This window comes from Nocardia asteroides (assembly GCF_900637185.1).
GTDB classification, from domain to species: Bacteria; Actinomycetota; Actinomycetes; order Mycobacteriales; family Mycobacteriaceae; genus Nocardia; species Nocardia asteroides.
The window spans coordinates 6,793,346-6,818,115 of sequence record NZ_LR134352.1; the positions used below are offsets into that span (position 1 = coordinate 6,793,346).

At 69.6% G+C, this 24,770-nt stretch carries 26 protein-coding genes; 14 read left to right on the forward strand and 12 right to left on the reverse strand.

All coding sequences use genetic code 11. The features are described from left to right. Positions 1-9: 9 nt before the first annotated feature. Positions 10-696, reverse strand: coding sequence for a response regulator transcription factor (locus EL493_RS31435; protein WP_019049248.1), 687 nt, complete (start codon positions 694-696; stop codon positions 10-12). A gap of 290 nt (positions 697-986) precedes the next feature. Here EL493_RS31435 and EL493_RS31440 point away from each other — a divergent pair, with 290 nt between their 5' ends. The 6 genes from EL493_RS31440 (at position 987) to EL493_RS31465 (ending at position 6,756) form a co-directional block, all read left to right on the forward strand. After that, positions 987-3,881, forward strand: a complete 2,895-nt coding sequence (locus tag EL493_RS31440) for a sensor histidine kinase (protein ID WP_022566240.1) — start codon at positions 987-989, stop codon at positions 3,879-3,881. Then, on the forward strand, positions 3,878-4,282 hold the full coding sequence (locus EL493_RS31445; RefSeq protein WP_019049250.1) for a roadblock/LC7 domain-containing protein: 405 nt from the start codon (positions 3,878-3,880) through the stop codon (positions 4,280-4,282). The genes EL493_RS31440 and EL493_RS31445 overlap by 4 nt, the downstream gene beginning before the upstream one ends. A 6-nt stretch (positions 4,283-4,288) precedes the next feature. Next, positions 4,289-4,654, forward strand: a complete 366-nt coding sequence (locus EL493_RS31450) for a DUF742 domain-containing protein (protein WP_022566239.1) — start codon at positions 4,289-4,291, stop codon at positions 4,652-4,654. Positions 4,655-4,658: 4 nt separating this feature from the next. Then, a complete protein-coding gene (locus EL493_RS31455; RefSeq protein WP_040872653.1) occupies positions 4,659-5,258 on the forward strand; it encodes a GTP-binding protein in 600 nt (199 codons plus the stop codon). Continuing rightward, positions 5,251-6,036, forward strand: coding sequence for an MHYT domain-containing protein (locus tag EL493_RS31460; protein ID WP_019049253.1), 786 nt, complete (start codon positions 5,251-5,253; stop codon positions 6,034-6,036). The genes EL493_RS31455 and EL493_RS31460 overlap by 8 nt, the downstream gene beginning before the upstream one ends. A gap of 495 nt (positions 6,037-6,531) precedes the next feature. After that, a complete protein-coding gene (locus tag EL493_RS31465) occupies positions 6,532-6,756 on the forward strand; it encodes a hypothetical protein (RefSeq protein WP_019049254.1) in 225 nt (74 codons plus the stop codon). Between the two features lie 242 nt (positions 6,757-6,998). On the opposite strand, the gene rpmF is transcribed toward EL493_RS31465, so the two are convergent. Genes rpmF through mrf form a run of 3 tightly spaced genes read right to left on the reverse strand, consistent with a single transcriptional unit; the run spans position 6,999 to position 8,680 of the window. Further along, positions 6,999-7,172: a 50S ribosomal protein L32 gene (gene rpmF, locus EL493_RS31470; RefSeq protein ID WP_022566237.1), complete on the reverse strand. Its 174-nt coding sequence runs from the start codon at positions 7,170-7,172 to the stop codon at positions 6,999-7,001. A 3-nt stretch (positions 7,173-7,175) separates the two neighbouring features. Then, positions 7,176-7,442, reverse strand: coding sequence for a type B 50S ribosomal protein L31 (locus EL493_RS31475; RefSeq protein ID WP_019049256.1), 267 nt, complete (start codon positions 7,440-7,442; stop codon positions 7,176-7,178). Continuing rightward, positions 7,439-8,680, reverse strand: a complete 1,242-nt coding sequence (gene mrf / locus EL493_RS31480; protein ID WP_051719438.1) for a ribosome hibernation factor-recruiting GTPase MRF — start codon at positions 8,678-8,680, stop codon at positions 7,439-7,441. Before mrf ends, EL493_RS31475 begins: the two co-directional genes overlap by 4 nt. A gap of 166 nt (positions 8,681-8,846) precedes the next feature. Between mrf and rpmB the strand changes: the two genes are divergently transcribed. From rpmB to rpsR, 4 genes are read left to right on the forward strand one after another with little or no spacing between them, the layout of a single operon-like run. Beyond that, complete coding sequence (gene rpmB, locus EL493_RS31485; RefSeq protein ID WP_019049258.1) at positions 8,847-9,083, forward strand: 50S ribosomal protein L28; 237 nt, start codon at positions 8,847-8,849, stop codon at positions 9,081-9,083. Positions 9,084-9,093: 10 nt separating this feature from the next. Next, a complete protein-coding gene (gene rpmG, locus EL493_RS31490) occupies positions 9,094-9,264 on the forward strand; it encodes a 50S ribosomal protein L33 (protein ID WP_019049259.1) in 171 nt (56 codons plus the stop codon). Position 9,265: 1 nt separating this feature from the next. After that, the gene (gene rpsN / locus EL493_RS31495; protein ID WP_019049260.1) at positions 9,266-9,571 is read left to right on the forward strand and encodes a 30S ribosomal protein S14; all 306 of its coding nucleotides are present in this window, start codon (positions 9,266-9,268) and stop codon (positions 9,569-9,571) included. A gap of 32 nt (positions 9,572-9,603) precedes the next feature. Continuing rightward, positions 9,604-9,858, forward strand: a complete 255-nt coding sequence (gene rpsR / locus EL493_RS31500; protein ID WP_022566236.1) for a 30S ribosomal protein S18 — start codon at positions 9,604-9,606, stop codon at positions 9,856-9,858. A gap of 86 nt (positions 9,859-9,944) precedes the next feature. On the opposite strand, the gene EL493_RS31505 is transcribed toward rpsR, so the two are convergent. Then, complete coding sequence (locus EL493_RS31505) at positions 9,945-10,514, reverse strand: LysM peptidoglycan-binding domain-containing protein (protein ID WP_022566235.1); 570 nt, start codon at positions 10,512-10,514, stop codon at positions 9,945-9,947. Positions 10,515-10,728: 214 nt separating this feature from the next. On the opposite strand from EL493_RS31505, the gene EL493_RS31510 reads away from it, so the two are divergent. Beyond that, a complete protein-coding gene (locus EL493_RS31510) occupies positions 10,729-11,172 on the forward strand; it encodes a hypothetical protein (RefSeq protein WP_198040845.1) in 444 nt (147 codons plus the stop codon). 57 nt (positions 11,173-11,229) lie between these two features. Here the strand turns inward: EL493_RS31510 and purH are convergent, their stop codons facing one another. The 6 genes from purH to sucC form a co-directional block, all read right to left on the reverse strand. Beyond that, on the reverse strand, positions 11,230-12,795 hold the full coding sequence (gene purH, locus EL493_RS31515) for a bifunctional phosphoribosylaminoimidazolecarboxamide formyltransferase/IMP cyclohydrolase (RefSeq protein WP_019049264.1): 1,566 nt from the start codon (positions 12,793-12,795) through the stop codon (positions 11,230-11,232). Continuing rightward, on the reverse strand, positions 12,792-13,448 hold the full coding sequence (gene purN / locus EL493_RS31520; RefSeq protein WP_030201140.1) for a phosphoribosylglycinamide formyltransferase: 657 nt from the start codon (positions 13,446-13,448) through the stop codon (positions 12,792-12,794). Before purN ends, purH begins: the two co-directional genes overlap by 4 nt. Before the next feature lie 56 nt (positions 13,449-13,504). Further along, a complete protein-coding gene (locus EL493_RS31525; protein ID WP_022566234.1) occupies positions 13,505-15,028 on the reverse strand; it encodes a cell division protein PerM in 1,524 nt (507 codons plus the stop codon). A gap of 113 nt (positions 15,029-15,141) precedes the next feature. Then, a complete protein-coding gene (locus EL493_RS31530) occupies positions 15,142-16,200 on the reverse strand; it encodes a DUF5336 domain-containing protein (RefSeq protein WP_019049267.1) in 1,059 nt (352 codons plus the stop codon). A gap of 181 nt (positions 16,201-16,381) precedes the next feature. Beyond that, a complete protein-coding gene (sucD, locus tag EL493_RS31535) occupies positions 16,382-17,299 on the reverse strand; it encodes a succinate--CoA ligase subunit alpha (protein WP_019049268.1) in 918 nt (305 codons plus the stop codon). A gap of 11 nt (positions 17,300-17,310) precedes the next feature. Next, complete coding sequence (sucC, locus tag EL493_RS31540) at positions 17,311-18,480, reverse strand: ADP-forming succinate--CoA ligase subunit beta (protein WP_022566233.1); 1,170 nt, start codon at positions 18,478-18,480, stop codon at positions 17,311-17,313. 520 nt (positions 18,481-19,000) lie between these two features. Here sucC and EL493_RS31545 point away from each other — a divergent pair. Further along, positions 19,001-20,047, forward strand: coding sequence for a M23 family metallopeptidase (locus EL493_RS31545; protein ID WP_019049270.1), 1,047 nt, complete (start codon positions 19,001-19,003; stop codon positions 20,045-20,047). 93 nt (positions 20,048-20,140) lie between these two features. Next, entirely contained in the window at positions 20,141-21,520 is a 1,380-nt protein-coding gene (locus tag EL493_RS31550; RefSeq protein ID WP_030201142.1) for a DUF1731 domain-containing protein, read from the forward strand. Here the strand turns inward: EL493_RS31550 and pcrA are convergent, their stop codons facing one another. Continuing rightward, entirely contained in the window at positions 21,521-24,103 is a 2,583-nt protein-coding gene (gene pcrA / locus EL493_RS31555; RefSeq protein WP_019049272.1) for a DNA helicase PcrA, read from the reverse strand. It abuts the gene before it with no gap. Between the two features lie 298 nt (positions 24,104-24,401). Here pcrA and EL493_RS31560 point away from each other — a divergent pair, with 298 nt between their 5' ends. Then, positions 24,402-24,695 (forward strand): chorismate mutase, encoded by a 294-nt coding sequence (locus EL493_RS31560; protein ID WP_022566231.1) that lies wholly within the window; start codon positions 24,402-24,404, stop codon positions 24,693-24,695. Positions 24,696-24,770: the final 75 nt, after the last annotated feature.

Consider the following 24,770-nt stretch of genomic DNA (forward strand, 5'->3'; position numbering starts at 1 on the left):
GCCCGCCGCCTACGGAGGGGTCTCGCGCAGCACGTAGCCGACGCCGCGCACGGTGTGGATCAGTCGTTCCTCCCCGTCGGCCTCGGTCTTGCGGCGCAAATAGCCGATGTAGACCTCCAGCGCATTTCCCGAGGTGGGAAAGTCGTAGCCCCAGACCTCTTCCAGGATCCGGCCGCGGGTGAGTACCCGGCGCGGATTGGCCATCAACATCTCCAGCAGCGAGAACTCGGTGCGGGTGAGGCTGATGGCGCGCTCGCCACGGGCCACCTCCCTGGTCACCGGATCCAGCGACAGATCAGCGAACACCATCGCTTCGGAGGCTTCGCCCGGGTCGGGCGCACGTCGGCGCAGCAACGCGCGTAAACGCGCCAGCAATTCCTCCAACGCGAATGGCTTCGGCAAATAATCGTCGGCGCCCGCGTCGAGCCCCGCGACGCGTTCGGAGACCGAATCGCGGGCGGTCAATACCAGAATCGGCAGATCGTCGCCGGTGCTGCGCAGGCGGCGGCACACTTCCAACCCGTCCAGCCGGGGCATCATCACATCGAGCACGAGGGCATCGGGCCTGGCCGCGGCCACTTTTTCGAGGGCGTCCATGCCGTCCACCGCCAGGTCGACGGTGTAGCCGTTGAAGCTCAGCGACCGGCGCAGTGATTCCCGCACGGCGCGATCGTCGTCGACTACCAGAATGCGCATGTGCTCAGTTTGCCGTGACCGACTGAGAACGCACTGAGAGGGTCACGCCCCGCGTGGCGGACCCGGATCGGTGTCGCGGCCTGTCGCTCTTGACAACTCAGAGCGAATCGTCTTTGTGTCAGCGCATATTCGGCGAATTTCCGGGTACACGGCCCGGATTGCCGTTGACCACCCAGCACGGTATCTTTCCTGCGGTAATTGAAGACCTCCAGTTGGTTCTGCGCTCGCATCCTCCGCGACCTCCCCGCGCGGGCCCGGGTCATACGTGGAAGCAGAGGCAACGCACGCGGATGGAACCTGCATCGCGCTCCTGGCAATTCAGCCTGTCGAACTGGTCGGTTACGCGCAAGGTCGGTGTGGTGCTGGTGCTGCCGGTGATGCTGGCGACCACGTTCGCCGTGCTGCGCATCAACAACGAACTGCAAATGATGACCCAGCTCGGCGCGGCGACCGAACAGGCCACCGTCATCCGGCCGGTCGTCAAATTCGCCACCGCGACCGAGCAACTCGCCGTCGCGGCGACCGCCAACTGGGGAGCCATCGCCGACCCGCAGACCGACGCGGCGCTCACCAACTACGACCAGGCGCTCGCCGAGGTGCAGAGCGCGCTGCGCTCGGCCAAGGTCGAGCCCGACATCGCGGCCGAGATCACCGCGGCCACCACGCTGGGCGCCACCCTGCGCAACACCGTGCGCGGCGGCTCCCCGGCGATGGTCGGCGAGCAGACCGACGAGATCGGTGAGCGGATCGGCAACGCCCTCACCAAGACCCCGAAGGTCGACGACTTCGTGGTCCAGCGCTACTTCCTGCAGCTCAGCGCGCTGCACCAGGCGCGAAGGGTGCTCACCCACCAGCGCATGCTGATCGCCACCCCCGACGCGGGCCGCAGCATGGCCGTGCGCGGGCGGATGCTGGTGGAGCTCGGCTCCGAGGCCACCACGATCATGACCTACGCCATGATCATGCCGGAGAACGCGGGCAGCACCGCCGCGCTGCTCGACGCCGTGCAGACCCGCATCGGTGTGCTGAGCCAGAACAACGGCGACCCCACCACCAATCCGGCGCTGCTCAACACCCTGCAGGTCAGCTCCGACACCTACGCCTCGAGCATCGCGTCCCTGCTCGACAACATCGACCACACCCTCGACACCAACACCTCCGACGCGCAGACCAACGCGCTGCGCGAGACCACGCTGGTGCTCGGGATGCTGCTGGCCGGTCTGGCGCTGGCGCTGGCGGTGGCCCGCACCCTGGTCGTCCCGGTGCGCAGGCTGCGCCGCGACGCGCTCGAGGTGGCCCATGTGAAGCTGCCCGACGAGCTGGCCGTGGTGCGCAGCGGCGGCGCGACGCCCGAGATCACCCCGGTGGGCGTGCATTCCACCGACGAGGTCGGTCAGCTGGCCCGCGCCGTCGACGAGATGCACGAGCAGGCGCTGAACCTGGCCGCCGACCAGGCGCGGCTGCGCCTGCAGATCGGCAACATGTTCGAGACGCTCTCGCGCCGCAGCCAGTCGCTGGTGGAACAGCAGCTGGCCCTGATCGAGGAGCTCGAGCACGACGAGGACAACCCGTCGCGGCTGCAGACACTGTTCCGGCTCGACCACCTGGCCACCCGCATGCGCCGCAACGGCGACAACCTGCTGGTGCTCGCCGGTACCGTGCTGCGCCGCGGCCATCTGCCGCCGGTGCCGCTGTCGGACATGCTGTGGAGCGCGGTCTCCCAGGTGGAGGACTACCAGCGCGTCGAGATCGGCAACGTGCCCGACGGCATCGTCGCCGGTGAGTCCGCGGTCGATATCGAGCACCTGCTCGCCGAACTCATCGACAACGCGCTGCGCTACTCGCCGCCGAGCACGTCGGTGGCGGTCATCGTCGGCCGCGCGGTCGACGGCGGCTACCTGATCGAGATCACCGACCGCGGCCTCGGCATGTCGGCCGACGATCTGCAGACCACCAACGACCGGCTCGCCTCCGGTGGTGAGGTCACCATCGAGACCGCCCGCCGGATGGGTCTTTTCGTGGTCGGCAGGCTCGCCAAGCGGCACACGATCACCGTCAGCCTGCGCCGGACCACCACCCAGGCGCCGCAGCCCGGCATCACCGCGAGCGTGCACCTGCCCAGCGCGCTGGTCGCCCCGCCGCCGCCCTCGCTGTCGGGTCCGGCGACGGGTCCCAACCCGATCGTGTCGACCGGCTCGCACGCGCTGGCCACGGCCGCCATGGGTCCGCACGCGCTGACCCCGGCCGACATCACCGGCCCGAACCCGGTCACCGCGCCGAACGGCGCCGCGCCCTACGGTGCGACGCCGACCGGCCCGAATCCGCTGGTGCCGAACCACGACACCGAGCAGACCGACATCGCCAGGCCGCCGTTCACCCCGTCGGGGCTGCCGCAGCGCAGGCCAGCCAACGGCCTGCCGCCGGAGCCCGCCCGCGTCGCGGCGCCGGAGCCGGAACCGGAACCCGACGAGCCCACCGGGCTGTGGGCCGAGCACGAGCACGACACCGACGACCTGCCGGTCCCCGCCGCGCCGGTCCCGCCGCGGGCCGAGCCCGCGCCGCGCCCCGTCGGTCTGCCGCAGCGTGTTCCGGCTTCCGCGCTCACCGAGCTCACCGAGGCGAACCAGGTGCCGCGCAGGCAGGCGCCGGAACCGCGACCCGAGCCGACGCCCGTGCCGCCGTCGGCGCCGGTCCAGTCGCCCGCCCCGGTGCAACAGCCCGTCCAATCGCCGGCGCCGACGCAGCAGCCTGTCCAGTCGCCCGCCCCGGTGCAGCAGCCGGCTCCGGTCGCCGCGGCCGACCCGATGCCGACCTCGAGCACCCGGCTGCAGCCGGTGCCCGGTGAGGCCCCGACCCCGATCTATCAGCGGATGGTCTCGGAATGGCTCGTCGAACCCGCCTCGGCCACTGTCGAATCCGGCGGCAACGGCGCATCATGGAGTTCCCCCGGCGACGCGGGCTGGTCGGCCGCGGCCAGCGCGGGCAATCCGCAGACTTCCTCGCGCACCGTCGGCGGCCTGCCGATCCGTAAACCGGGCGCCCAGCTCGTCCCCGGCGGCTTAGCGCCCGCCGAGGAAGCGGGCGCGCGCGATCCCGAGGAGATCCGCAGCAACTTGACCAGACATCTCAGCGGCGTTCGCAGTGGCCGTGCCGAGATCCAGTACAACGACGGAGGCCTCGAATGAGCAACGCGCATCCCACAGACGAGAATCTGAACTGGTTGGTCGCCCGCTTCACCAGGGACGTGCCCGGCGTTTCGCACGCGGTGCTGGTCTCGGCCGACGGTCTGCTGCAGGCGACCAGCCCGCACCTGCCGTCCGACCGGGCCGAGCAGCTGGCCGCGGTGACCGCGGGCCTGGCGAGCCTGTCGATGGGTGCGGCGCACCTGTTCGACGGTGGCAAGGTGATGCAGTCGATCGTGGAGATGCAGCGCGGATACCTGCTGGTGATGAGCGTCGGAAACGGCTCGCACCTGGCGGTTCTGGCCAACAAGAGCCACGACATCGGCCGCATCGGCTACGAGATGGCGTTGCTCGTCGATCGGGTGGGCTCGGCGGTCACCGCCACCGCCCGCTCCGCCGGCTGAGGTGAGATGTCGAGCCCGTACGGAGCAGAAAACCGGCCGACGACCAGGGTCAGGCCCTACGCGCTGACCTCGGGCCGGACCGAACCCGCCGTCACGCTGCCGCTGGAGGCGGTCGTGGAGACGGTCGCGTACAACATGGAATGGCCCGCAGGAGATCTGCGTACCGAAATCGTGCGACTAGGGACTCATCGGCTCTCGGTCGCGGAAATAGCTGCATACCTCGGCCGCCCACTGGGTATGGTCCGGGTGATGATCGGCGATCTCGTTGTCGGCGGGATTCTTCGAGTGCATTCGACGCTGACCGAGCAGGCGAGCTACGACGAACGCCGATCACTGATGGAGAGGACTTTGCGTGGACTCCGTGGCCTCTGAGGGCATGCGCCCCCCGGCACCCGATCAACGGGTCGCGTCGACGAAAATCGTCGTGGCCGGTGGATTCGGCGCGGGCAAGACCACATTCGTGGGGTCGGTGTCGGAGATCGTGCCGCTGCGCACGGAGGCGATGGTGACCCATTTCTCCGACGGCATCGACGATCTCGCCGAGACGCCGGACAAGGAGACGACCACCGTCGCCATGGACTTCGGCCGCATCGTGCTGCCGGGCAACCTGGTGCTGTACCTGTTCGGCACCCCGGGCCAGAAGCGTTTCTGGTTCATGTGGGACGACCTGATCCGCGGCGCCATCGGCGCGGTGGTGCTGATCGATACCCGCAGGCTGGAGGACAGTTTCGCGGCCGTCGACTTCTTCGAGGCGCGCGGGCTGCCGTTCCTGATCGCGGTGAACCGCTTCCCCAACGCCCCGCGTTTCCCGATCGCCGAACTGCGCGAGGCGCTCTCGGTGCGCGAGGGCATCCCGATCGTCGACATCGACGCGCGCAACGCCGTCGAGGTGCGGCAGGCGCTGGCCGCGGTGACCGAGTACGCCATCGCTCAGCTGGAGCCGCAGCAGTTCGAGGAGGCTGGCCGGCGTGGTTGACGTGCTCGCCGCGACCGACGTCGAGACGTTCGGTCGTGGCTTCGGCATCGCCTGGCTCGCGCTGGCCCTGTCGGTCCTCGGCGCGCTCGTGTCGTTCGCCTGTGTGCGGCACGCCAAGTACTCGCTGCGGTTCCGGCTGGTCTGGCTGACGATGGCCGCGGTCTCGCTCGGCGGGGTGGGCATCTGGCTGGCCGACGCGGTGGCCCTGCTCGCCATCCGGGTGCCCGACAGTGTCATCCGGCTCAATGCCGCGCTCGGCGCGTCGGCGCTGGCCGTCGCGGTCGTCGGCGTGCTGGCCGGCCTGTTGATCGCGGGCCGGGAGCCACAGCTGCCGCGCCTGGTCGTCGGTGGGCTGACGATGGGGCTCAGCGTCGGGCTGTCGATCTATCTGACCCTGGACGCGCTCGAGGTGCAGGGCGGTGTCGACGAGTCGCTCGGCCTGATCGGCCTGGCCATCCTGCTGTCCATCGCGGTGTGCACGGCGATGCTGTGGGCGTTCCAGGTGATCCGCTCGATCCCATTGCGGATCGCGGGGTCGCTGCTGTTCGCGCTCGGCGCCGCGGGCGTCTACTTCTTCGCGATCACCGCGCTGGAGTTCACGATCGATCCGGGCAGCCGGACCCCGTCCGGGTTGCCGCTGTTCGACATGGTGTTCCCGATGTTCGTGATCGGGGCGCTGGGGCTGACAGTGCCGATCACCGCGGTGCTGGTGGCGCCGGATCGGCGCGAAGCCGCGCAGCGGACCGAGGCGCCGCGGCGGCCGGTCGCCGCTCGCTGACCAGCTATCGCCCGGTTTGTCCGGTTGATACCGGACTCCGGGCCCGCTCGCGGAATCCGTGGCCGCGCACCGCGTCCGGCCCGAAAACCGCCCCTGAAGTGGCGATGAGCGGGTTCTCCTTAACCGGAGAACCCGCCCTCCCGCACGAGAGTACATACCCGCCAAGGACTCCGCATCAGTCGTTCGGGAATTTTCCTGTGCGGCAAAACAAACCAGAAGTCCGTTCTGCGCGGTGCAGCAACCATCCGGCAAGCCGCTCGCCGCACTCGGGCCAAGTGGTATGTGTCACATGGTTAACCGGTCGATAGCCCCGCGCCCATCTCCGCACCGTCGGGCGGTCGCGACGCCCGCGGTGATAGCCCCCTGGACAGCCCGACCCGCCGAACCGGCCACCGGCGGCGCGTTCGCCCCCCACACCGCCGTTCCACGGGTTATCGTCGCCGAGGGCGCATTCGTCTCGCCCAGCACATCCAAGGTTCGTTCGAAGGAGTTCGCATGGCCGTCAACGTGGTGCTCGACAAAGTTCTCGACAAGGAATTCGAGAACAAGACGCTGAAGGAAATCCTCGCCGCGCCGCCGTCGGCCCTGGCCGGTCTCACCGAGGCGCACGACAAGCAGCTGCTCGACGCGCTCAAGATCAAGTCCATCGCCGACCTCGGCAGCAACAAGTTCTTCCAGCTCGCGGCCGCCCTGGTCGAACTCGCCGAACGCGAAGGCTGAGTTTATGGCGGCTGGCGCCGCGGGGTTCGCGGCCCCCTGATGCCTCGCGTCCGAGGGGCGATACTTCGGCTTCGCCGGGACGTCTCGCCCCTCGGACGCGAGGCGGGCCGCGAACTGTGACTGTCGCGTTGGGCGCACGCGAACGGCCTGCCGGAGTTATCCGGCAGGCCGTTGCTGTGTCCGATCCCCGATTCGGGTTGTCCCCTCCGAACCAGCTCTCGAACTCCGAGGTGCGGGTGGAATCAGATCCGCGAGGGATCGATCAGACCACGCCGCACGGCTGCCACGATACGGCGTGGCACCCGGTACTCGACACCGCCCACGGTGACCGGGACCAGCTGCGGCGCGGTGGCCTTCCACTGCGAACGCCTGCTGTGGGTGTTGGCGCGCGACATCCTGCGCTTGGGAACCGCCACGGGTCAGCCCTCCTTGCCTGCGCGCGTGCGCTTTCCGTACTTGCGCTCGAACTTCTCCACCCGGCCCTGGGTGTCGAGCACCCGGCTCGCCCCGGTCCAGAACGGGTGCGAATCGGAAGTGACGTCGACCATCAGCAGTGGATAGGTGTTGCCGTCGGTCCATTCGACGGTGCGGTCGGCGGTCGCGGTCGACCGGGTCAGGAACCGCTTGCCGGTGCTCGAATCCTCGAACACCACGGGGTGATAGTCGGGGTGGATGCCCGCTTTCATGACGTTTCTCCTCTCGGATCGGTGCGCTCCCCCGCCGTGGCCGTGGCCTCGGTGGGATCGGCGCAGGGGTCTTCGTGCCAGTCGCCGAAGGGGTCCTCCCACTGGGCGACTCGCTCCGGCGCGCGGTCGACCAGCAGCAGCTCGTCGTCCTCGACCAGCGCCCAGTGCAGGGCGTGCCGGATCTCGGCGGGGTCGGCGTCGTGCGCCAGGATCACCAGCGACACATCGCGGTCACCGAAACGCTCGTCCCAGCGCAGCGCGGCCATCGCCCTGCGGTCCGGGTCGGCGCCCGCCTGCTCCTCGGCGCTCATCGCCGCCAGCCAGCGACCGGCGCCGCCGACCCGCAGGCCACCGCCCGCCGATTCCAGCCACACCACCTGATCCGGCTGGGTGGCCAACCAGATCCGGCCGCGCGCGGTGACGACACCGTCGAACAGCACATCCAGCGCCTCGTGCAGCCGGACCGGGTGGAACGGCCTGCGCGCGGCGAACTCGATGATCGTGACGCCACAGTCGGTCGTCAGCGGCGGCTGCCCGCGCAGCAGCGGCGCGTGCGCGTCGAAGATCCGGCCGCGGCGCGCGTCGGCGGGGATCCGGGTCAGCAGCGCGCCGATCTCCACGGCGTCGAAGGCGGGCAGCTCGGCGAGCCAGGCCACCGGCGCCGCGGGCGCCATCCGGGCCAGCACGGCGTCGAGCCGCTCGCGCTCGAGCGCGTCGACATCGGTGGTGAGCACCACCAGCGCGTCGGCGAAGTCGACCTGGCCAACGGCCACCTGGGCGACGGTGCGTTCGTCGTCGGCCGCGGCCAGGCCGCGATCGGCCAGCGCCTCGTCGCCGGTGGCGTCGGCCAGCCACTGCTGCCCGTCCAGGCAGGTCAGCACGGCCTCGATGCGCACGTTGCGGCCCGCGGGCCCGTCCACCCGGTCCGCCACGCCGGTAACCTCGACGGTGTCGATCGCGTGGCACAGCGCCTCGGCCTCGATGGCCGGGTCCAGCGCCAGCACGATGCGACGCACGTGCTCACGGGCGGCCAGCGTGCACAGCATCGGCAGCAGGTCGGCGCGCAGCGTGCAGGAGACACAGCCGTGCGCGAGCTCCAGCACCGTGGTGGTGACGGTGCCCGCGGTGCGCACCGTGCGCCGCACCACACCTTCGCGCAGTTCGGCCAGGTCGTGGTGCACCACCACGGTGCCCGCGTCCTCGCTCAGCGTCGCCGCGATGTGCTCCACGCCGGTCATGGCGGGTCCGGAGAAGCCGGCCAGCAGCACGACGGGCGTTCTCCGGTCGGACTGGTCCAGCACCCGAAACCCCTTTCGATAACGATTTTCATTTAACTTGGCCCAACGGTACAGTGCGGAATACCTGTTGTCGAAAATGGTTGTCATACCCATGGAGGGAGGTCGCATGTCGGCCCACTGCCAGGTCACCGGTCGCAAGCCCGGCTTCGGGAAAGCCGTCTCGCATTCGCACCGGCGCACCAACCGGCGCTGGAACCCCAACATCCAGCGCAAGACCTACTACCTGCCCAGCGAGGGCCGCCGCATCACGCTGACGGTCTCCGCCAAGGGCATCAAGACCATCGACCGGGACGGGATCGAGGCCGTGGTGGCCCGCATCCGCGCTCGCGGCGACAAGATCTAGGAGGAGCCCCATGGCCTCGAAATCGACCGACATCCGGCCGATCGTCAAGCTCAAGTCCACCGCGGGGACGGGCTACACCTACGTCACCCGCAAGAACCGTCGCAACGACCCCGACCGGCTGGTCCTGCGCAAGTACGACCCAGTCGTGCGCAAGCACGTCGACTTCCGCGAGGAGCGCTGAGATGGCGAAGAAGTCCAAGATCGCCCGCAACGAACAGCGCCGCGCGATCGTCGAGCGCTATGCCGCCCGGCGCGCCGAGCTCAAGGAGCTCATCCGCAAGCCGGGAACCGGTGACGCCGAGCGCGCCGCCGCGCAGGCCGAACTGCGCAGCCAGCCCCGCGACGCCAGTCCGGTACGATTGCGCAATCGGGATGCAGCCGATGGCCGGCCACGCGGCCATCTCCGGAAGTTCGGCCTCTCCCGTGTTCGTGTGCGCGAGATGGCCCACCGGGGCGAGCTCCCTGGGGTCCACAAATCGAGCTGGTAGACACCCACTGATCTCGTGAGAAGGAACATCGCATGGCAGTGAAGCGAGCACCGTCCAAGAAGGCACGCGCCGAGCAGGGCCGTAAGCCGAAGAAGAACCCGCTGATCGCCGCGGGCATCGAAGTCGTCGACTACAAAGACGTCAACCTGCTGCGCACCTTCATCTCCGACCGCGGCAAGATCCGCAGCCGTCGCGTCACCGGCCTGACCCCGCAGCAGCAGCGTCAGGTCGCCGTCGCGGTGAAGAACGCGCGTGAGATGGCGCTGCTGCCCTTCACCAGCCGGTAGGACGACGAAGACCGAAAAGTGGCCCCGAAGCTGTTGCCTCGGGGCCACTTTCGTTACGCGGGCGATGAGACGCCGCGGTCAGATCGTCACGGGATGGTGAGGACCTGGCCCGCGTTGATCAGGTCCGGGTTGTCGATCCCGGAGGCGTTGGCGATCTCGTGGTAGCGGTTGCCGTCGCCGTAGAAGCGCTCGGAGATGGCCCACAGGGTGTCGCCCGGCTCGACCGTGTAGGTCTGCGCGGCCGGCGGCGGCGGGACCTCCTCGGCGACGGGGGCGGCGGCGACCGGCTCCGGCTCGGCGGCCGGGGCGGGCAGCGGGTTGTCGGTGTTGGTGGCGGTGGCCCACGCGACCGAGTCGTCGGTGCCGTAGAGCACGACGTTGCGGTCGGGCTGCACGACCAGCCGCTCGACGTTCTTACCGGCGGTATCGGTCGCCCAGACGCGCGAGCCGTCGCCCTTGTAGATGACGAAGTCGCCATCGTGCTGCAGGGCCGCGCGCTGCACGTCCTGTCCATGAGTCTGTGCGGCCCACACGACGTTGCCGTCGGGCTCGGTCAGCACAAGGTTGCCGTCCGGCTGCAGGGCCAGGGTGTACGCACCGCCGGTCAGGGACTGTCCCAGTCCCAGTTCTTCGCCTACGCGCAGCGTGTCGCCCACGTTCGTCCTTTCGAAGATCCAGTTGCAGAGCATCCAACAAAGTGACGCCGACCGTATGCCACGGCGCCGCGTCGGAAGCGAATGTAGTCCCCGCCGAGCCGAAATGGGTGAGTTACGCGCAGCGTTCGCGGAAAGTTCACTGTGGCGAGGACCGTGACTAGGATGCCGCACCCGGCCGCGCGAACGCGCGCGCCACGCCGACTAGGCTCGCGCCATGCGAACGATGTCGCGTTTCACCGCCGCCGCGGCCGCCCTGGCCGTGCTGTCCGGCCCGCTCACCGCGTGTTCGAGCTCCGATGACGCTGCACCCCAATCCAATTCGACGACAGCCGGCGCCCGGCCGGAGGACGGCAACGCGAGCCTCGGCCACCGCTTCACCGCCGATCCCACCATCGTCGACCCCCATCCCCTCCCCTTCACGTCGTGGACCCGGCTCAGCGACAACACGATCGGCGTCAATTTCCAGACCGGTAACCCGGAGTGCTTCGGCGTCGACGCCACCGTCACCGAATCCACCGACGCGGTGACGGTCGCGCTGCGCGCGGGTACCAGGGCCGACGCGGTGGGCAAGATGTGCACGATGAACGCCGTCTTCGGCACCATCGACATCACGCTGAAGGCGCCACTCGGCAGCCGTCAGGTGATCGACGCCGAATAGCGAAAACGGGTGCCGCACCGAGGATTCGGTGCGGCACCCGTGGGCTTTCGCCGTAACTCAGTGCGCGAAGTGGCGCGCTCCGGTCAGGTACAGCGTGACGCCGGCTTCCTTGCACAGCTCGACGGTGTCCTTGTCGCGGATCGAGCCACCGGGGTGCACGATCGCGCGCACGCCCGCGGCCATCAGGATCTGCGGACCGTCGGAGAACGGGAAGAACGCGTCGGAGGCCGCGACCGACCCCTTGGCCCGCTCGCCCGCGCGCTCGACCGCGAGCTTGCAGGAGTCGACCCGGTTGACCTGGCCCATGCCGACGCCGACAGCGGCGCCGTCGTCGGCCAGCAGGATGGCGTTCGACTTCACGGCACGGCAAGCGCGCCAAGCGAATTCGAGATCGGCCAGGGTGGTGGCGTCGGCCGGATCGCCGGCGGCCAGGGTCCAGTTGGCCGGGTCGTCGCCCGGGGCGTCGAGGACGTCGCGGTCCTGCAGCAGCGCGCCGCCGCTGATCGGACGCAGCTCCACGCCCTTGCGCTGCGGCGGCTGGGCCACCAGCACGCGCACGTTCTTCTTGCGCGCCAGCACCTCCACCGCGCCGGGCGCGTAGCCGGGCGCCACGATGACCTCGGTGAAGATCTCGGCGACCTGCTCGGCCATCTCGACGCTGACCTCGCGGTTGGCCGCGATCACGCCGCCGTACGCGCTGACCGGGTCGGTGGCGTGCGCCTTGCGGTGCGCCTCGGCGATGTCGGTGCCGACGGCGATGCCACACGGGTTGGCGTGCTTGATCACCGCGACGGCGGGCTCGTCGAAGTCGAAGGCGGCGCGCCAGGCGGCGTCACCGTCGGTGTAGTTGTTGTACGACATCTCCTTGCCGTGCAGCTGCTCGGCCTGGGCTATACCGACGGTGCCGTCGTTGCCGGTGTACAGCGCGGCGGCCTGGTGCGGGTTCTCGCCGTAACGCAGCACCGCGGCGCGCTCCCACGAACCGGCGACCCAGCCCGGGAACTGCTCGGTCTCGGGCTGCACGGCGGGCACGGCGACCGAGCCCATCCAGCTCGCGACGGCCACGTCGTAGCTCGCGGTGTGCTGGAAGGCCTTGGCGGCCAGCGCGGTCCGCTCGGCCAGGGTGAACCCGCCCGACTTCACCGCGGCGAGCACGTCGTCGTAGTCGGTCACGTCGACCACCACGCCCACCGACGGGTGGTTCTTGGCGGCGGCGCGCACCATCGACGGGCCGCCGATGTCGATCTGCTCGACGCACTCGTCGATGCTCGCGCCGCTGGCCACGGTCTGGGTGAACGGGTAGAGGTTCACCACCACCAGCTGGAACGCCTCCACGCCGAGCTCGACGAGCTGGTCGACGTGCTCGGGGCGGCGGGTGTCGGCGAGGATGCCTGCGTGCACGCGCGGGTGCAGCGTCTTCACGCGGCCGTCGAGGGTCTCCGGGAAACCGGTCAGGTCCTCGACCTTGGTGACCGGAATGCCCGCCTCGGCGATCTTGCCCGCGGTCGAACCGGTCGACACCAGTTCCACGCCGGCGGCGTGCAGTCCGGTGGCCAGCTCGACGAGCCCGGTCTTGTCGTAGACGCTCACCAGCGCCCTGCGGATCGCCTTACGTTCACTCACCGGCGTGCTCGCTCATCTGGAATTTCTGCCTTTCGTCCGTCGGAGACAATGCCTCGCGTCGCGACAGCGGCGATGACCTCCGCCAGCAACCGTCGCTCGACAACCTTGATGCGCTCGTGCAGGGTGGCCTCGTCGTCGCCGGGCAGCACGTCGACCGCCTCCTGCGCGAGGATCGGGCCGGTGTCGACCCCGCCGTCGACCAGGTGCACCGTGCAGCCGGTGACCTTGGCGCCGTAGGCGAGCGCGTCGCGCACCCCGTGCGCGCCGGGGAACGCGGGCAGCAGCGCGGGATGGGTGTTGATGAACCGGCCGCCGAAACGCTCCAGGAACGCGGGGCCGACGATCTTCATGAAACCGGCGGAGACCACCAGGTCGGGCCGGAACGCGTCGACGGCCTCGGTGAGCGCGACGTCCCAGGCGGACCGGTTGGGAAAGTCCTGCACGGCGACCCGGAAGTGCTCGATGCCCGCGGTCTCGGCGTGCTCGGTGGCCTGGCACACGCGGTCGACGCCGACCGCGACGATCTTCGCGGGGAATCCGGGCTCGCGCGCGGCCGCGAGCAGCGCGTTCAGCAGCGAGCCGGTGCCCGAGGCGAGGACGACGACGGTGGCCGGGGTCCCTGCGGGCTTCCACTGGGCAAACGAGGACGTCAGCGCTCTACTCCTGCGTTGGTCGGGCGGCGGCGATCGGCGATACCGCCGGGTCGAGCTTAACGACCGGTGGTCTTGTCACCTTCCGGCAGGTCCGACTCGACGACCTCGGCGTCGACGATGTCGTCGGCGGGCCGGTCCGCCGAGCCGGGCGCGGCGATGCTGACCTCGACGTCGTCGTCGATGTCCTCGACGAGTTCGGCGTCGACTTCTACGGCGGGCTCGTCCTCGTCGTCGTAGTCGTCGTACTCGTCGTCTTCTTCGTCGTCGTAGTCGTAGTCGTCGTAGTGATCGTCCTCGTCGTAGTCGTCGTACTCGTCGAGGTCGTCGTAGCTGTCGTAGTCGTCGACGGCGGGTGCGGCCGGGGCGAGGAAGCGGCGGGCGAAGACCATGCCCACGAAGCCGCCGAAGCCGAACCAGGTGACCATGAGCACCACCAGCATCGGCAGGTCGACGCCCACCCAGCCGACGGCGCCGAGCTGACCACCACCGAGGATCGCGAGCACGAGGAAGGTCAGCGTCGACAGGCCCGCGGAGGTGAGCGTCGCCCAGGGCGCGCCGGGACGGTCGTCGCTGGTGCGCCCGAGTTCGATCCCGCCGAGCACCCCCACGGCGAGCGGCACCAGCAGCAGCACCGGCCACCACGCGGCGGCCGGGCCCTCGGGCAGCGGGATGAGCGCGGGCAGCGCGGGCACCTGCCCCGCGCTCACGCCGAACAGCCCGACCGAGCCCGCCCCGAACTGCACGGCGGCACCGCTGAGCAGCCCGGCCGCGGCGATCACCACATTGGGCAGGTACAGCAGCGACAGCAAGGTCATCCCGAGCACGTCGGTGGCGTTGTGCGCCTGCTGATACGCGCCGTCGAGCCGGGACAGATGGGTGAAGAACGAGACGGCCGTGGCCAGCGCGGCGCAGCCCAGCATCCGCAGCACGGTGCGGCGGGCCGCGCGGGCGCCGAGCACCGCCCACGCCGGGATCTCGACCGGAACCAGCGCGCAGATCGCGGGCAGCGCCCGGCTCGCGATGCCCGCCGCGGCCGCGCCGAGGTACAGCGCGAACACCCAGCCGAACGCCGTCAGCGGGCCGGGCGGTTCGAGTGGGGTGACGCCGGCCGCGTCACCGGTGACGGCCAAGCAGACCGCCGTCACCAGCATCGGTCCGGCCAGCACGGCCGCGGCCAGCCAGCCCAGGTCGACGGGGGTGGGCCGCTTGGGGACCGCGCGCGCGCATTCGCGCGCGGCCAGCCAGACCAGCACCGCGGTCGGCACCAGCGGCAGCAGGCCGAGGGTGGTGCGGCCGACGGTGAGCGGAATCTGGTGCGCGGCCAGCCAGGTGGCGGCGACCGCGCCCGGCGCGCTGGTCAGCTCGGTACCTGCGGTCAGCATGACCACCAGAACCAGCACGATCGTCGCCGTCATCGCGCAGATGGTCGGCCGGGCCGCGACCAGCAGCAGCGTCCGCGCCCGCTCGGGCGACAGCGACCACCAGGGCGGTTCGTGACCGTGCCCGGTCTGCGATGCGGTGGCCGCCCCGTCGCCGCGCGACCCGGAGGTCCGGCGCACGAGGGCGTTACGGGAGCTCATGACAATTCAGCGTGGCAGCTTCCCCGGCGGCCGCGGGGCAGGCGCGCCGCGAGCCCACAGGCGGACCTGTGGGCTCGCGATGCATCCGATGCCACGCGCGGCGGCCGTCGTTTCTACTTGTTGTCGTCGCTCGGACGGAACGCGGTGGTCGCGTCCGACGCCGGATCGGCGTTCTGCTCGCCTCCGAACGGCGAGCCGGCACCCGGCTGCTGACCCGGCTGCCCGTAGGACGGCGCGCCGAACGGCTGCCCCTGCTGCTGACCGGCCTGCGGCTGACCACCGAAGTTCTGGGTCGCGCTCTCGTCCGGACGCGGCTGTGCCTGCGGCGCACCGCCGTACGGCGAGGGCTGCTGCGGCGCGCCGTACTGCTGGCCGTAGGGCGACTGCTGCTGCGGCTGACCGTAGGACGGCTGCTGCGGCTGGCCATAGGACGGCTGAGCCTGCGGCACCGACGGCTGGCTCTGCTGGCCGTACGGCGAGGCGGCCGGGTACTGACCGCCGGTCTGGCTCTGGCCGTAACCCTGCTGACCGTAGGCCTGCTGACCGGTGGTCTGGCCGTAGCCCTGCTGGCCGTAACCCTGCTGCTGGCCGTACTGCCCGTACTGACCCGGCTGCTGCTGCGGCTGCGCCGGCTTGGGCGCGGGCGGCTTGATGATCCCCAGCCCGAACAGCAGGCCGACGACCGCGGCGGCCGCGGTGAGCAGCGCGAACACGATCACGATGTAGGCGCCGAACTCCAGCTCGACACCGTCGGGCAGCGAGAACGACAGCGCGAGCACACCGAACAGACCGGCCACACCGGTCGCGGCGGCGGCGCCGAGCAGATTCTGCTTGGGCAGCAGCGAGACCGCGGCCAGCAGACCCGCCACCAGCACGATGGTCAGCGTCGCGGCGCCACCGAAGTAGGCGAACAGGCTGTCGGTCTCGTCGCTGCTGACGGTGGTGCCGCCCAGCGTCACCGGCTTGGCGCCGACGAACGGCAGGAAGCCGAGCAGGAACGTCAGCACGCCGAGGCCTGCGGTGGCCGCGGTCAGAATGAACGGCAGCCCTTTGCCATCCGCGGTGGTCGCGGTCGATGGCGCAGCCGCGGCGGCACCGGTGCTCGGGCCCTGGCTGGGCGCGGCGGGTGTCGCGGGTGCGTTGTACCCGGAGCCCCCGGTCGGGTAGGACATGTCGTCGTCTCCTTGTCGAGTCGTGCGCATCGGTCGCGTCGAACTGACTGGTGCTGATCTGGTATCTGACGCTACTGCACGCCGCTCCCGCGGTCACCACCTACCGATCCCGCCTGTGGATAAATCGACGAAGGCCGCCTCCGTCAAACATGGAGGCGGCCTTCGGCGGGTGTGAGATCGATCAGGCGGAAGCGATCGACGCCTTCTCCAGGATCTCGCGGGCCAGCGCGGCGGTGGCGGACGGCGTCTTGCCGACCTTCACGCCCGCGGCCTCCAGAGCCTCCTGCTTGGCCTGCGCGGTACCGCCGCCGCTGGAGACGATGGCGCCGGCGTGGCCCATGGTCTTGCCCTCGGGCGCGGTGAAACCGGCGACGTAGCCGACGACCGGCTTGGTGACGTTGGCCTTGATGTAGGCCGCGGCACGCTCTTCGGCGTCGCCACCGATCTCGCCGATCATGACGATGATCTTGGTCTCCGGGTCCTTCTCGAACGCCTCGATGGCGTCGATGTGGGTGGTGCCGATGACCGGGTCGCCGCCGATGCCGATCGCGGTCGAGAAACCGAAATCGCGCAGCTCGTACATCATCTGGTAGGTCAGGGTGCCCGACTTCGACACCAGGCCGACCGGGCCCTTGCCGGTGATGTTGTTCGGGGTGATGCCGACCAGCGCCTCGCCGGGGGTGATGATGCCGGGGCAGTTCGGGCCGATGATGCGGGTCTTCTCGCCCTTCTCCACGTTGTAGGCCCACGCGTAGGCGGAGTCCTGCACCGGGATGCCCTCGGTGATGACCACGAGCAGCGGGATCTCCGCGTCGATGGCCTCGATGATGGCGTCCTTGGAGAAGGCGGGCGGCACGAACGCGATGGAGGTGTCGGCGCCGGTCTTCTCCATGGCCTCGGCCACGGAAGCGAACACGGGCAGCTCGATCTCGTTGCCGTCTTTGTCGGTGTGGGTGACCGTGGTGCCGGCCTTGCGGGCGTTGACGCCGCCGACGATGTTGGTGCCCGCCTTCAGCATCAGCGCGGTGTGCTTGGTGCCCTCGCCGCCGGTGATGCCCTGGACGATGACCTTGTTGTCCTTGTTCAGGAAGATGGACATGTCAGTGTTCCTTACTTGGCGGTGAACGCGAGTTCGGCAGCCTTGTCGGCGCCTTCGTCCATGGTCTGGGCCAGGGTCACCAGCGGGTGGTTGGCCTCGGCGAGGATCTTGCGGCCCTCCTCGACCTTGTTGCCGTCGAGACGGACGACCAGCGGCTTGGTGGCCGCGTCGCCGAGCACCTCGAGGGCGCCCACGATGCCGTTGGCGACCGCGTCGCACGCGGTGATGCCGCCGAAGACGTTGACGAACACGCTCTTGACCTGCGCGTCGCCCAGGATGACGTCCAGGCCCGCTGCCATCACGGCCGCCGAGGCGCCGCCGCCGATGTCGAGGAAGTTGGCCGGCTTCACGCCGCCGTGGTTCTCGCCCGCGTAGGCGACGACGTCCAGGGTCGACATGACCAGACCGGCGCCGTTGCCGATGATGCCGACCTCACCGTCGAGCTTGACGTAGTTGAGGTCGTTCTCCTTGGCCTTGAGCTCGAGCGGGTCGGTCGCGTCGACGTCGGCGAACTCGAGGTGGCCGGGCTGACGGAACTCGGCGTTCTCGTCCAGGGTGACCTTGCCGTCGAGGGCGAGGATCTCGTCGCCGGGGGTGCGCACCAGCGGGTTGACCTCGACCAGGGTGGTGTCTTCCTTGGTGAAGACCTCCCACAGCTTCTGGATGGTCACGGCCGCGGCGTCGAGCACCTCGGCGGGCAGGTGGCCCTTCTCGGCGATCTCACGGGCGAAGGCCAGGTCGACACCCTTGACGGCGTCCACCGGGACCTTGGCCAGGCGCTCGGGGGTCTTCTCGGCGACCTCTTCGATCTCCATGCCGCCCTCGACCGAACACATGGCCAGGTAGGTGCGGTTGGAGCGGTCGAGCAGGAAGGAGATGTAGTACTCCTCCGCGATGTCCTTGGCCTCGGCGACAAGGAGCTTCTTGACGATGTGGCCCTTGATGTCCAGGCCCAGGATGTTCTGCGCGTGCGTGAACGCGTCCTCCGGGGTGGCGGCGTACTTGACGCCACCCGCCTTGCCGCGACCGCCCACCTTGACCTGCGCCTTGACCATGACAGGCTTGCCGATTTCCTCGGCAATGGCGCGTGCTTCTTCGGCCGTGTCGCAAACGCGGCCCTCCGACGAAGGCACTCCGTGCTTAACGAAGAGCTCCTTCGCCTGATATTCGAAGAGATCCATGTACTCACCGTCTCGTCTGCGTTGCTATGACAACGTCTTTGTTGGCGGCCCGACGTCGGTAGCGGGTCGGGTCGGACTCTAACCAGTCACATGGAGGGCCAATCGGCCACATTCATCCTAAGTGGCGCAGGTCACGACGGGTGAGGGGAGGTCGGAAAAACCGCTGGCCAAGGCTACTGGCGAGTAGTTTTCGGGGCTTTTCCGACGCCGTGGCAGGTCGGAACATGTAAAGCCGCGACACCTCACGATCTACTACCTTATGTAGTCGACACACCTCACCCGGAGCGCCGGAAAACCGTGAGAACTCACGTTGCGTTACGGTGACGAATCTCACACGATAGGATAGGTTTTCGGACAGCGCTTGCCACTCTGCAATCGCTTCGTTACCGTCAATGCGGTCGAAGTCACAACCAGGTCACGACAACCAGGTCACGACTGGCAAGTCAGGACTGAGGAGGACGACAAGCTTGAGGCACGTCAGCACTCGCTTGGATCAGCCGTCGGCGATTCGGCGCAGCCGATGAACCACCGCTCCACCTTCACAGTCGAAAATCGTTCGAACTCCGGCCACCGTTACCGGTACGCCGACGAGTACACCTCGCATCCGCAGGGCCGTCGCGCGCCCGCCGCGGCGCCCGAGACGGCGTGGCCGCAGCAGGACATGTGGAACGACCAGCACACCTGGTCCGACAACAGCGCCTGGACCCCCGCCGAGGACGAATGGACCCCGGACGAGTCCCACACCTATGACTCCGGCGCCTACGCCACCTCGTGGGAACCCACCCCCACCGCCGAGACCACCGACGAGCCCGGTCCGCGCCGCGCCGAGCGCAAGGGTGGCGCCCACCGCGTTCCCGCCCCGCCCGCCGCGCTGAAGGGCCGCGCCGCGGTCATCGCGGTCGCCGCGGGCGCGGTCGTCGCCGCGGGCCAGGCCGCCATGGCCGACCCGGGTCAGCCCGCGCACGGCGTGGACTACGAGGCCGCGGGCCAGATCCACGAGATCGCCGCCCAGTCGATGAGCACCGCCGACATCGACGGAAACACCACCGGCGCCTCGGTTCTCGACGCGAGCACGGTCGCCGACAAGAGCCACTTCGACGACATCCTGGCCAAGGGCCAGAAGTTCGCCGAAGACCTGGCCGCGCAGGAATCGGCGAAGCTACGGCCGCTGTTCGCCAAGTTCACCTCGGGCAACTACACCTCCGGCTTCGGCGCCCGCTGGGGCGTGCAGCACCTCGGCATCGACGTCGCCGGGCCGATCGGCACCCCGATCTACTCGGTCGCCGACGGCACCGTCATCGAAGCCGGTCCGGCCTCCGGTTTCGGGATGTGGGTGCGCGTCCTGCACGACGACGGCACCGTCACCATCTACGGCCACATCGACACCGCCACGGTCTCGGCCGGCGAGCGCGTCATGGCCGGCGACCAGATCGCCACCATGGGCAACCGCGGCTTCTCCACCGGCCCGCACTGCCACTTCGAGGTTTGGCTCAACGGCACCGACAAGATCGACCCGGTGCCGTGGCTGGCCACCCGGGGCATCAGCCTCGGCGGCCTGCGCGACTGAGCAGCCGCTCCGCGTCTTCTGGCGCGTCGATCAGTTGTCGCGTGATCAGTAGCACGCTTCCGCTGAGTTGGTGGTCGGGCTAGCGTTCCAGTCATGGCTGGTACGACGAAGTACACGCAGTTCATCGCTCTCCCACCGGAATCGGTGTGGAGTGTGCTCGGGGATCTCACGCAGTGGCCGGAATGGAATCCGGGAGTGCGGTCGGTGCGGATGCACGGACCGACCGCGGTCGGCGCCACCGGTGACTATCTGCCGAACGGCACGGTCGGCGCGCGGATCCACGGTCGCTTCGGAAAATCGTTCACCGTGCGGACGTTCGTGCCGGAGCGGGAACTGCGCATCGAACAGCCCGAGCCCGCCGGGAGCATGCACCTCACCTGGCGGCTCACCCCGCGCGACGGCGGCACCGAGATCAGTCAGGAGCTGCGGTTCACCGGCGCCTCCGCCGGGGCGGCCCGCGCGATCGTGCGGCCCTTCGTCGAAACCGATGCGCGGGTGAACTTCTCGCGGCTGGCACGGCTGGCCGGACTCGTCCCCGCCGCCGACGCGCTCACCGTGGTCATCGCCGGTGGCACCGGCGCCCTGGGCACCCAGATCGCGGCCGACCTCACCTGCCGGGGACAGCGGATCACCCTGCTCACCCGCCGCCGCAACCCCGCGCTGCCGTTCCGGCAGACCGAATGGGACGGGCGCTCGGTCGGCGCCTGGGCCGCCGAACTGCGCGAACCCGGCCCGCTCGCGGTGATCAACCTCGCGGGCAAACTGGTCGACTGCAGGCCCACCGAGCGCAATATCGCCGAGCTGCGCTCCAGCCGGGTGGATTCCACCGCCGCGCTCGTCGCCGCCGCGGGTCTGCGCGACACTCCGGTCGACTACTGGGTGCAGGCGAGTACCACCGCCATCTGGTCCGACGCGGGCGAGACCCGGTGCACCGAGACCACTCCCCTGCCGGTCGGCCTGCCGCAGATGACCGGCGTCGCCCAGCCGTGGGAGGAGACCTTCGACCCCGCCCGCGCCGAGCACTGGACGATCCTGCGCACCTCCATCGTCCTCGACCCCGACGCCCCCGCCCTCAAACGCCTCGCCCAGCTCACCAAGGCGGGTCTCGGCGGCCGCGTCGGCCCTGGCGACCAGTGGTTCAGCTGGATCCACATCGAGGACTGGCTGGCGATCGTCCGCGCCTCGCTCGGCCTCGATCCCGGCCGCACGCTGCCCGGCGGCATTCTCGTCGCCGCCACCGAATTCCCGGTCCGCAACGCCGAACTCATGGCCACCCTGCGGCGCCTGCTGCACCGGCCGCCGTCCCCGCCCACCCCGGCGGCGATGCTGAAGGTGGGTGCGGTGGCCCTGCGCACCGATGCGGCCCTCGGCCTCACCGGCCGCCACGCCACCTCCGAGGTCCTGCGCGAAGCGGGCTTCGTGTTCCGCTTCCCCACCCTGGACGAGGCCCTCGCCGACCTGCTACCGCACTGACTAGAGCTTGACGATGGTCCGGCTGAACTGAGGAATCAGCCGGATCTTTCCCGCGGTGCCGAAGTCGATGGTGACGGTAGCCAGCGGCCCGACACCGTCGGCGGCGACCACCCGGCCCAGGCCGTACTTGTCGTCGCTGACCCGATCACCCACGGCCAGTACCAGATCGGTGTTGTTGCGCTTGACCGGGCCGCCGGGCGCGGGCCTGCGCGACCCGGTGCCGCCGCGCACGCCGGGACGCTGATCCCAGCCGTCGCCCCGGGTCCAGTCGCGTTCGAAACCGCCGCTGTCCTCGCGCCTGCGGCCGCGCTGCACCGGCGACACCACCGGCTCCAGCCTGCGCCAATCCAGCAGATGCTGCGGGATCTCCTGCAGGAAACGGGATTCCGGATTCGACACCGGCTGCCCCCAGCCCGAGCGCACCACCGCGCGCGACAGGTAGAGCCGCTGCCGCGCCCGGGTGATGCCCACATACGCGAGCCTGCGCTCCTCGGCCAGCTCCGTCGGATCGCCCAGCGCCCGCATGTGCGGGAACTGCCCGTCCTCCCAGCCGGTCACGAAGACCACCGGGAACTCCAGGCCCTTGGCGGTGTGCAGGGTCATCATGGTGACCACGCCCGAGCCCTCGTCCGGGATCTGGTCGGTATCGGCCACCAGCGACACCCGCTCCAGGAAGGCCGCCAGCGAACCGGGTTCGGGCTCACCGTCGCCCGCCTCGGGCAGCAGCCCCTCCTCGCGCGCGGCCTCGGCGTTGTTGAAGGCCTCGGAACTGAATTCGCGGGCCACGCTGACCAGTTCGTTGAGGTTGTCGAGCCGGGCGCCGTCCTGCGGGTCGTCGGAGGCTTCCAGCTCGGCGCGGTAGCCGGTGCGGTCGAGCACCGCGTCGACCACATTGCCCACGTCGGGGTATTCGCTGTCGGCGCGCTGCCCGGCCGCGCGGATCTCGTCGAGCAGGTCGAGGAATCCGGCGATGGCGCGCTGGGCCCTGGTGTTCAGCAGGGCGACCTTGCCGTCGGCGGCGTCGCGCAGCGCGGCCGCGAAACCGATGTCGCGCTGCTCGGCGTGCACCGCCACGCAGGCCTCGGCGCGATCGCCGATGCCGCGGCGCGGGGTGTTGAGGATGCGGCGCAGGCTCACCGCGTCGTCGGGGTTCTCCAGCACGCGCAGGTAGGCCACCACATCGCGGACCTCCTTGCGCTCGTAGAAGCGCACGCCGCCGACGACCTTGTACGGCAGGCCCATCCGGATGAAGATCTCTTCCAGCGCCCGTGAGTTGTTGTTGGTGCGGTAGAACACCGCGACGTCGCCGTAGTTGGCCTCGCCCGCGTCGACGAGCTTGTCGATCTCCTTGGCGACGAAGGCCGCCTCGTCGTGCTCGTTGTCGGCGACATAGCCGGTGATCAGTTCACCCTCACCGGAATCGGTCCACAGCTTCTTCTCCCTGCGCCCCTCGTTGCGCGAGATCACCGCGTTGGCGGCGGAGAGGATGTGCTGGGTGGAGCGGTAGTTCTGTTCCAGCAGAATGGTTTCAGCATCCGGGAAATCGCGCTCGAATTCCTCGATGTTGCGGATCGTCGCGCCGCGGAAGGCGTAGATCGACTGATCGGCGTCACCGACGACGCACAGTTCGCTGGGCTCGACGCCGGATTCCTCGGCGGCGTCGGCACTGTGATGGCCGACGAGTTCACGCACCAGCACGTACTGCGCGTGGTTGGTGTCCTGGTACTCGTCGACGAGGACGTGCCGGAACCGGCGCCGGTAGTACTCGGCCACCTGCGGGTGGTTCTGCAGCAGGGCGACCGTCTCGCCGATGAGGTCGTCGAAGTCCATCGCGTTGGCCGCGCGCAACCGCTTCTGATACTCGGCGTAGACGCGGGCCACCAGCGCGGGCAGTTCGGTCTCGTCGGCCTCGGCGTCGGCGGCGGCCTGTTCGGGGCCGATGAGTTCGTTCTTCAAGTTGGAAATCGCGGTCGCCAGCAAACGCGCCGAATACTTCTTGGTGTCGATGTCGAAATCGCGGCTGATCATCGTGAGCAGCCGGCGCGAATCGTCGGCGTCGTAGATGGAGAAATTCGAATTCAGGCCGGGCAGCAGCGCGGCCTGCATCCGCAGAATCCGCACGCAGCTGGAATGGAACGTGGAGACCCACATGCTGGCCGCGCGCGGGCCGACCAGCCCGGCCACCCGCTCGCGCATCTCCGCGGCCGCCTTGTTGGTGAAGGTGATCGCCAGGATCTGCCCGGTGTGCACGCCGCGCGCCGCGAGCAGGTAGGCGATGCGGCGGGTGAGCACGGCCGTCTTGCCCGAGCCGGCGCCCGCCACGATCAGCAGCGGCGAACCGGCGTGCACGACCGCGGCCCGCTGCTGCGGATTGAGCCCGTCGAGCAGGCGCTCGGTCTCCTCGGCCCGGCGCTGCTCGCGCTCCTTGCGGCGCTGCTCCTGCTCGGCGCTGTGCCGGGCCGCCGCCTCCGCCAGACCGCCGCCGGACGTGCCGGAACCACCGCTGTCACGACGCGATAGTTCCGCGGGCGCGGGTTCGCTGGGATCGGCGGCTGAGGCGTGGGGAGCGACCGTGATATCCATCGTCTGTCCACGCTACCGGCGGGCACCGACAGGCACCGAACCGCCGGGTTCTCAGCTGATTCACAAACACAACTGTTTTGCATAGTTACATGCCCGTGGCACACTGGGCCTCATGGTCAGTGCATCGCCGCATGCCCGGATCGGCATCCGATCCGATATCGTGGCGTCGGCGCGGCTTTTTGCGCACTCCCGGGGGGATCACGTACCGCCCATCGGGAAAGTTTCAGGGTGAAAGAACAGATCGGGTAACGGGCCGTGCGGCCGGACCGATCCCAGTTCTGACACGAGGAGATGAATGATGAGCACCCCTGCTACGACCACCGGGTCCGATTCGGCGCTGCCGCAATCCGAGGCGGAGATCGAGAAGCTCCGTCTCGAGATCGACCAGCTCGATGCCACGATCCTCGCCGCGATCAAACGCCGGAGCGAGATCTCGCGCATCATCGGTCGCACCCGGATGGCCTCCGGCGGTCCGCGGCTGGTCCACAGTCGCGAGATGAAGGTGCTCGAGCGCTTCAGTGAGCTCGGCCAGGAGGGGCACACCCTCGCCATGCTCCTGCTGCGACTCGGTCGCGGACGCCTCGGCCGCTAGGGCCACCACCAGCCACGCGGCGGGCAACCAGCTCGCCGCTTCCACAAAGCCGCCCCGGGTGCGACACCATCCCCG

Excerpts from the sequence above, each read along its gene's own strand:
- EL493_RS31450 (WP_022566239.1), top strand. The coding sequence starts at position 4,289 with ATGTCGAGCCCGTACGGAGCAGAAAACCGGCCGACGACCAGGGTCAGG.
- EL493_RS31445 (WP_019049250.1), top strand. The coding sequence starts at position 3,878 with ATGAGCAACGCGCATCCCACAGACGAGAATCTGAACTGGTTGGTCGCC.
- pcrA (WP_019049272.1), bottom strand. The coding sequence starts at position 24,103 with ATGGATATCACGGTCGCTCCCCACGCCTCAGCCGCCGATCCCAGCGAA.
- sucD (WP_019049268.1), bottom strand. The coding sequence starts at position 17,299 with ATGTCCATCTTCCTGAACAAGGACAACAAGGTCATCGTCCAGGGCATC.
- EL493_RS31435 (WP_019049248.1), bottom strand. The coding sequence starts at position 696 with ATGCGCATTCTGGTAGTCGACGACGATCGCGCCGTGCGGGAATCACTG.
- EL493_RS31560 (WP_022566231.1), top strand. The coding sequence starts at position 24,402 with ATGAGCACCCCTGCTACGACCACCGGGTCCGATTCGGCGCTGCCGCAA.
- EL493_RS31465 (WP_019049254.1), top strand. The coding sequence starts at position 6,532 with ATGGCCGTCAACGTGGTGCTCGACAAAGTTCTCGACAAGGAATTCGAG.
- rpsN (WP_019049260.1), top strand. The coding sequence starts at position 9,266 with ATGGCGAAGAAGTCCAAGATCGCCCGCAACGAACAGCGCCGCGCGATC.
- EL493_RS31440 (WP_022566240.1), top strand. The coding sequence starts at position 987 with ATGGAACCTGCATCGCGCTCCTGGCAATTCAGCCTGTCGAACTGGTCG.
- rpmG (WP_019049259.1), top strand. The coding sequence starts at position 9,094 with ATGGCCTCGAAATCGACCGACATCCGGCCGATCGTCAAGCTCAAGTCC.
- mrf (WP_051719438.1), bottom strand. The coding sequence starts at position 8,680 with ATGACCGGCGTGGAGCACATCGCGGCGACGCTGAGCGAGGACGCGGGC.
- EL493_RS31525 (WP_022566234.1), bottom strand. The coding sequence starts at position 15,028 with ATGAGCTCCCGTAACGCCCTCGTGCGCCGGACCTCCGGGTCGCGCGGC.
- EL493_RS31545 (WP_019049270.1), top strand. The coding sequence starts at position 19,001 with ATGAACCACCGCTCCACCTTCACAGTCGAAAATCGTTCGAACTCCGGC.
- sucC (WP_022566233.1), bottom strand. The coding sequence starts at position 18,480 with ATGGATCTCTTCGAATATCAGGCGAAGGAGCTCTTCGTTAAGCACGGA.
- EL493_RS31455 (WP_040872653.1), top strand. The coding sequence starts at position 4,659 with ATGCGCCCCCCGGCACCCGATCAACGGGTCGCGTCGACGAAAATCGTC.
- rpsR (WP_022566236.1), top strand. The coding sequence starts at position 9,604 with ATGGCAGTGAAGCGAGCACCGTCCAAGAAGGCACGCGCCGAGCAGGGC.
- EL493_RS31475 (WP_019049256.1), bottom strand. The coding sequence starts at position 7,442 with ATGAAAGCGGGCATCCACCCCGACTATCACCCCGTGGTGTTCGAGGAT.
- rpmB (WP_019049258.1), top strand. The coding sequence starts at position 8,847 with ATGTCGGCCCACTGCCAGGTCACCGGTCGCAAGCCCGGCTTCGGGAAA.
- EL493_RS31550 (WP_030201142.1), top strand. The coding sequence starts at position 20,141 with ATGGCTGGTACGACGAAGTACACGCAGTTCATCGCTCTCCCACCGGAA.
- EL493_RS31510 (WP_198040845.1), top strand. The coding sequence starts at position 10,729 with ATGCGAACGATGTCGCGTTTCACCGCCGCCGCGGCCGCCCTGGCCGTG.
- EL493_RS31530 (WP_019049267.1), bottom strand. The coding sequence starts at position 16,200 with ATGTCCTACCCGACCGGGGGCTCCGGGTACAACGCACCCGCGACACCC.